We start from the raw sequence: 3,774 nt of genomic DNA, 5'->3' as shown, positions 1-3,774 counted from the left end.
GGCTTAGACGGCGAGCTTGCGGGCCGCGGTCTGCGTGCCCGCGAGCGATTCGAGAATCGCCTCGTAGGGCGCCAGTGTGCCCACAGGCCCGACAGCGGTAAGCGTCGGCTTGGTCGAGAACAAACGCGACGATAGATCGGTCAGCCGCTCGATCGTCAGCGCCGACAGCCGTTCCATCAGTTCCTCCTTGGCGATCGGCCGGCCGAACAGAAGCAGTTGCCGTGCGATCTGCGAAGCGCGGCTGGCCGGGCTTTCGGCTGACATGATCAGTCCGGCGCGATATTGGGCGCGCGCCCGGTCGAGTTCTTCCTGCAGGATCTTCTCACCGGCCTTCTGCAGTTCGTCGATGATGACAGGCACCAGTTCGGCGATGTCGCTCTGGCCGGTCGCTGCATGGACGCCGAAGACGCCGGTGTCGGAAAAGCCCCAATGGAAGGCATAGACCGAGTAACACAGGCCGCGCTTCTCGCGGACCTCCTGGAACAGGCGCGACGACATGCCGCCGCCGAGGATCATCGACAGCACCTGCGAGGCGTAGAAGTCGCGCACATGATAGGCCCGGCCTTCGAACCCCAGCACGATCTGCGCGTCCATCAGGTCGCGGTCCTCGCGAAAATCGCCGCCGACATATTGCGCATATTGCGGGATGGTGCTGTCGGCCTTGCTGCGGAAGCCGCCGAGCTGCTTTTCGACCTCGCGCACGAAATTGTCATGCTTGATGTCGCCGGCGGCGACAATCACCATGCGCTCGGCGCCATATTGCCGCTCTATGAAGTCGTGAAGTTGTTTCGAGGTGAAGGACTTGACCGTTTCGGGCGTGCCGAGAATGGAGCGCCCAATCGTCTGATGGCGATAGGCGGTTTCCGTGAAACGGTCGAAGACGATGTCGTCGGGCGTGTCGTGCGCGGCGCCGATCTCCTGCAGGATCACATGCTGTTCGCGTTCGAGTTCCTGCGGGTCGAATTCGGACTCCTGCAGGATGTCGGCAAGAATGTCGACGGCTAGCGGCACGTCGTCGGAGAGCACCCTGGCATAGTAGGAGGTGGTCTCGACGCTGGTGGCGGCGTTGATTTCGCCGCCGACGTCCTCGATCTCCGAGGCGATTTCGAAGGCGCTCCGCCTTTTCGTGCCCTTGAACGCCATGTGCTCGAGCAGATGGGCCATGCCATGCTCGTCGTCACGTTCATTGCGGGCACCCGACTTCACCCAGGCACCAAGGGCAACCGATTCGATGCTTTGAAGGGTTTCGGTGGCGACTGTCAGGCCGTTCGACAGACGGCTTACCTCAACACCCATATGGCTACTACTCCCTAACGCGCCGCCCGCGCGCGGCGGCCGACGTAATCTTCCACCATTTTCAGGTCGGATGGAAGTACCGTGTATTTTTCCTCCGATGTCATCAACCCACCTAGCCATGCGGGCAGTGCGGGCGACACGCCGCTGGCGGCTTCGACGGCGGCCGGGAATTTTGCCGGGTGTGCTGTACCCAGCACCACCATCGGCACGGCGCCTGACGCCTTGCCTGCGGCGACATGCACGGCTGCCGCAGTGTGCGGATCGAGCAGATAGTTGCTGGTCGCGAGCGTCGAGCGGATGGTGGCGGCGACCTCGTCCATATCAGCGCGGCCGGCGTCGAATTCGGACCGCATCCCGGCGATTTGGTGGGGTTCGATGGTGAAAGCACCGGACTGCTTCAGGCCGTCCATGTAGCGCCGCACGGTCGCGGCGTCACGGCCGGAGGCCTCGAACAGCAAGCGTTCGAAATTCGACGACACCTGGATATCCATCGACGGCGACGTGGTCGCAAAGACGCCCTTGGTGCGGTATTCGCCGGTCGAAAAAGTGCGCGCCAGGATGTCGTTGTCATTGGTGGCAATGACCAGCCGATCGATCGGCAAGCCCATCTTCTTGGCGGCATAGCCGGCAAAGATATCGCCGAAATTGCCGGTCGGCACGGTGAAGGAAACCGGCCTGTCCGGCGCGCCGAGCGACAGCGCCGAGGAGAAATAATAGACGATCTGGGCCATGATGCGGGCCCAATTGATCGAATTGACGCCCGAAAGCGCCACCCGGTCGCGAAAGCCGTGATCGTTGAACATGTCCTTGAGCAGGCCCTGGCAATCGTCGAAATTGCCTTCGATCGCCAGCGCATGGACATTTGCAGCCGTCGACGTCGTCATTTGCCGCTGCTGCACCGGCGAGACGCGGCCATGCGGGAAAAGGATGAAGATGTCGGTCCGGCTGCGACCGGCAAAGGCATCGATGGCAGCCCCGCCGGTATCGCCCGAGGTGGCGCCGACGATGGTGGCGTGCTGGTCGCGTTCGGCAAGCACATGGTCCATCAGCCGGGCCAGAAGCTGCATCGCCACGTCCTTGAAGGCGAGCGTCGGCCCGTGGAAGAGTTCCAGGACGAAGGTGTTGGGGCCGGTCTGCACCAGCGGGCAGACAGCCTCGTGGCGGAAGGTGGCATAGGCTTCGCGGACCAGCCGCTCGAAGACGGGCGCCGGGATTTCGCCGCCAAGGAACGGCGACAGCACGCGGATGGCAAGGTCGGGATAGGCAAGGTCGCGCATGGCGCGGATCTCGGCGGCGGAAAACTGTGGCCACTCGCGCGGCACGTAGAGCCCGCCGTCGCGCGCCAGCCCAGCCAGCACGGCGTCGGAAAATCCAAGAACGGGGGCTTCCCCGCGGGTACTCACATAGTGCATGTCACAATTCCGTTACTGCCTGGCTTTTTCCGTCCACCGCAAGGTGGTTAATTCTGCACTGGCTCAGTCGCATTTTTGCCGCGCGGTTGATATACGTCACCAGCTTTGCGAGAGGGAAGTGCAGTTTCATGGCGTTTCGTACATTCAGTGGTCGCTTTTTGGCGGGTCTTGCGCTCACCGGCTTTATGCTTGCCGCCGCCGGCTGCCAATCGGGCGACAATGGCATCCTGAACCTCGGCATCGGCAAGAAGGAGGACCCGACGGCGCCACCGCCGCCGCAGGATCCCAAGATCCTGGCCAGCCAGTTGCAGGCCTATTGTCCCAGGGTGACCGTGCGCGACGGCACGGCCTTCTTCAACACCTATTCCAGGGAAGCTCAGAAGCCCAAGCCCAGGATCAAGAAGACCGGCGATGCCGCGCAGGATGCCGCGGCCCAGGCCGAGGCTGACGCCGCTGCTGCAACGCCGCCCGACGATTCGGCCAATATCATCTACCAGGCGTCGGTCAGCGACGTGACACGCGACTGCAGCCGTGCCAACGGCCAGTTGGCGATGAAGATTGCGGTCGCCGGCAAGATTGTCCCCGGACCGAAGTTTTCTCCAGGCACGATCACCATGCCGATCCGAACGGCGGTGATGCACGGCACCCAGGTCCTCTATTCGCAGCTCCACCAGTATCAGGTCCAGGTCACCGATCCTTCCGTTGCCACGCAGTTCGTCTTCACCGATTCCAATGTCGTCGTGCCCGAGCCGACGGCCCAGGATTATCAGGCCTTTGCCGGCTATGACGAAACCGCGCATCAGGCAACGGCCAACAAGTCGAAGAAGACCCGCCGCAAGAGGGCTGCCGCGACGAACTAGGTCTCGGCAGTTGCATGAGGCGTGCGTCGCGGCGCACGCTTCTCAGGCGTCCGACCACTCCGACAGCGCGGCGATCACGCTTTTCAACTCTGCCCAGCGGCGGATCACCGTTTCGGCGCCGGCCTCGGTGAGCGCGTCGGCATGGCCGGGATAACTGTGTCCCGCGCCGGTGAAGCCGATCACCCGCATGCCCGCCGCCCTTGCGC

General features: G+C 63.3%; 4 protein-coding genes and 1 pseudogene. 1 reads left to right on the top strand and 4 read right to left on the bottom strand.

Features of this window, described 5'->3' with window-relative positions:
- Positions 1–3 precede the first annotated feature (3 nt).
- From EN994_RS22070 to EN994_RS36770, 3 genes are read right to left on the bottom strand one after another with little or no spacing between them, the layout of a single operon-like run.
- A complete protein-coding gene (locus EN994_RS22070; protein WP_013532762.1) occupies positions 4–1,296 on the bottom strand; it encodes a pitrilysin family protein in 1,293 nt (430 codons plus the stop codon).
- Positions 1,297–1,310: 14 nt separating this feature from the next.
- Entirely contained in the window at positions 1,311–2,708 is a 1,398-nt protein-coding gene (gene thrC, locus EN994_RS22065) for a threonine synthase (RefSeq protein ID WP_013532761.1), read from the bottom strand.
- Between the two features lies 1 nt (position 2,709).
- Positions 2,710–2,838: a hypothetical protein gene (locus EN994_RS36770; protein WP_263499029.1), complete on the bottom strand. Its 129-nt coding sequence runs from the start codon at positions 2,836–2,838 to the stop codon at positions 2,710–2,712.
- Between EN994_RS36770 and EN994_RS22060 the strand changes: the two genes are divergently transcribed.
- Complete coding sequence (locus tag EN994_RS22060) at positions 2,837–3,568, top strand: hypothetical protein (RefSeq protein WP_013532760.1); 732 nt, start codon at positions 2,837–2,839, stop codon at positions 3,566–3,568. The two genes, EN994_RS36770 and EN994_RS22060, sit on opposite strands and share 2 nt — an antisense overlap.
- A gap of 42 nt (positions 3,569–3,610) precedes the next feature.
- Here EN994_RS22060 and EN994_RS36245 read toward each other — a convergent pair.
- Positions 3,611–3,774: pseudogene (locus tag EN994_RS36245) on the bottom strand (HAD family hydrolase); the annotation flags it as partial.

The organism is Mesorhizobium sp. M7A.F.Ca.CA.002.09.1.1 (genome assembly GCF_003998555.1).
GTDB classification, from domain to species: Bacteria; Pseudomonadota; Alphaproteobacteria; order Rhizobiales; family Rhizobiaceae; genus Mesorhizobium; species Mesorhizobium ciceri.
The sequence above is the reverse complement of the archived record's forward strand: the minus strand, read 5'-3'. Positions and strand labels throughout refer to the sequence as shown.

Excerpts from the sequence above, each read along its gene's own strand:
- EN994_RS22070 (WP_013532762.1), bottom strand. The coding sequence starts at position 1,296 with ATGGGTGTTGAGGTAAGCCGTCTGTCGAACGGCCTGACAGTCGCCACC.
- thrC (WP_013532761.1), bottom strand. The coding sequence starts at position 2,708 with ATGCACTATGTGAGTACCCGCGGGGAAGCCCCCGTTCTTGGATTTTCC.
- EN994_RS22060 (WP_013532760.1), top strand. The coding sequence starts at position 2,837 with ATGGCGTTTCGTACATTCAGTGGTCGCTTTTTGGCGGGTCTTGCGCTC.
- EN994_RS36770 (WP_263499029.1), bottom strand. The coding sequence starts at position 2,838 with ATGAAACTGCACTTCCCTCTCGCAAAGCTGGTGACGTATATCAACCGC.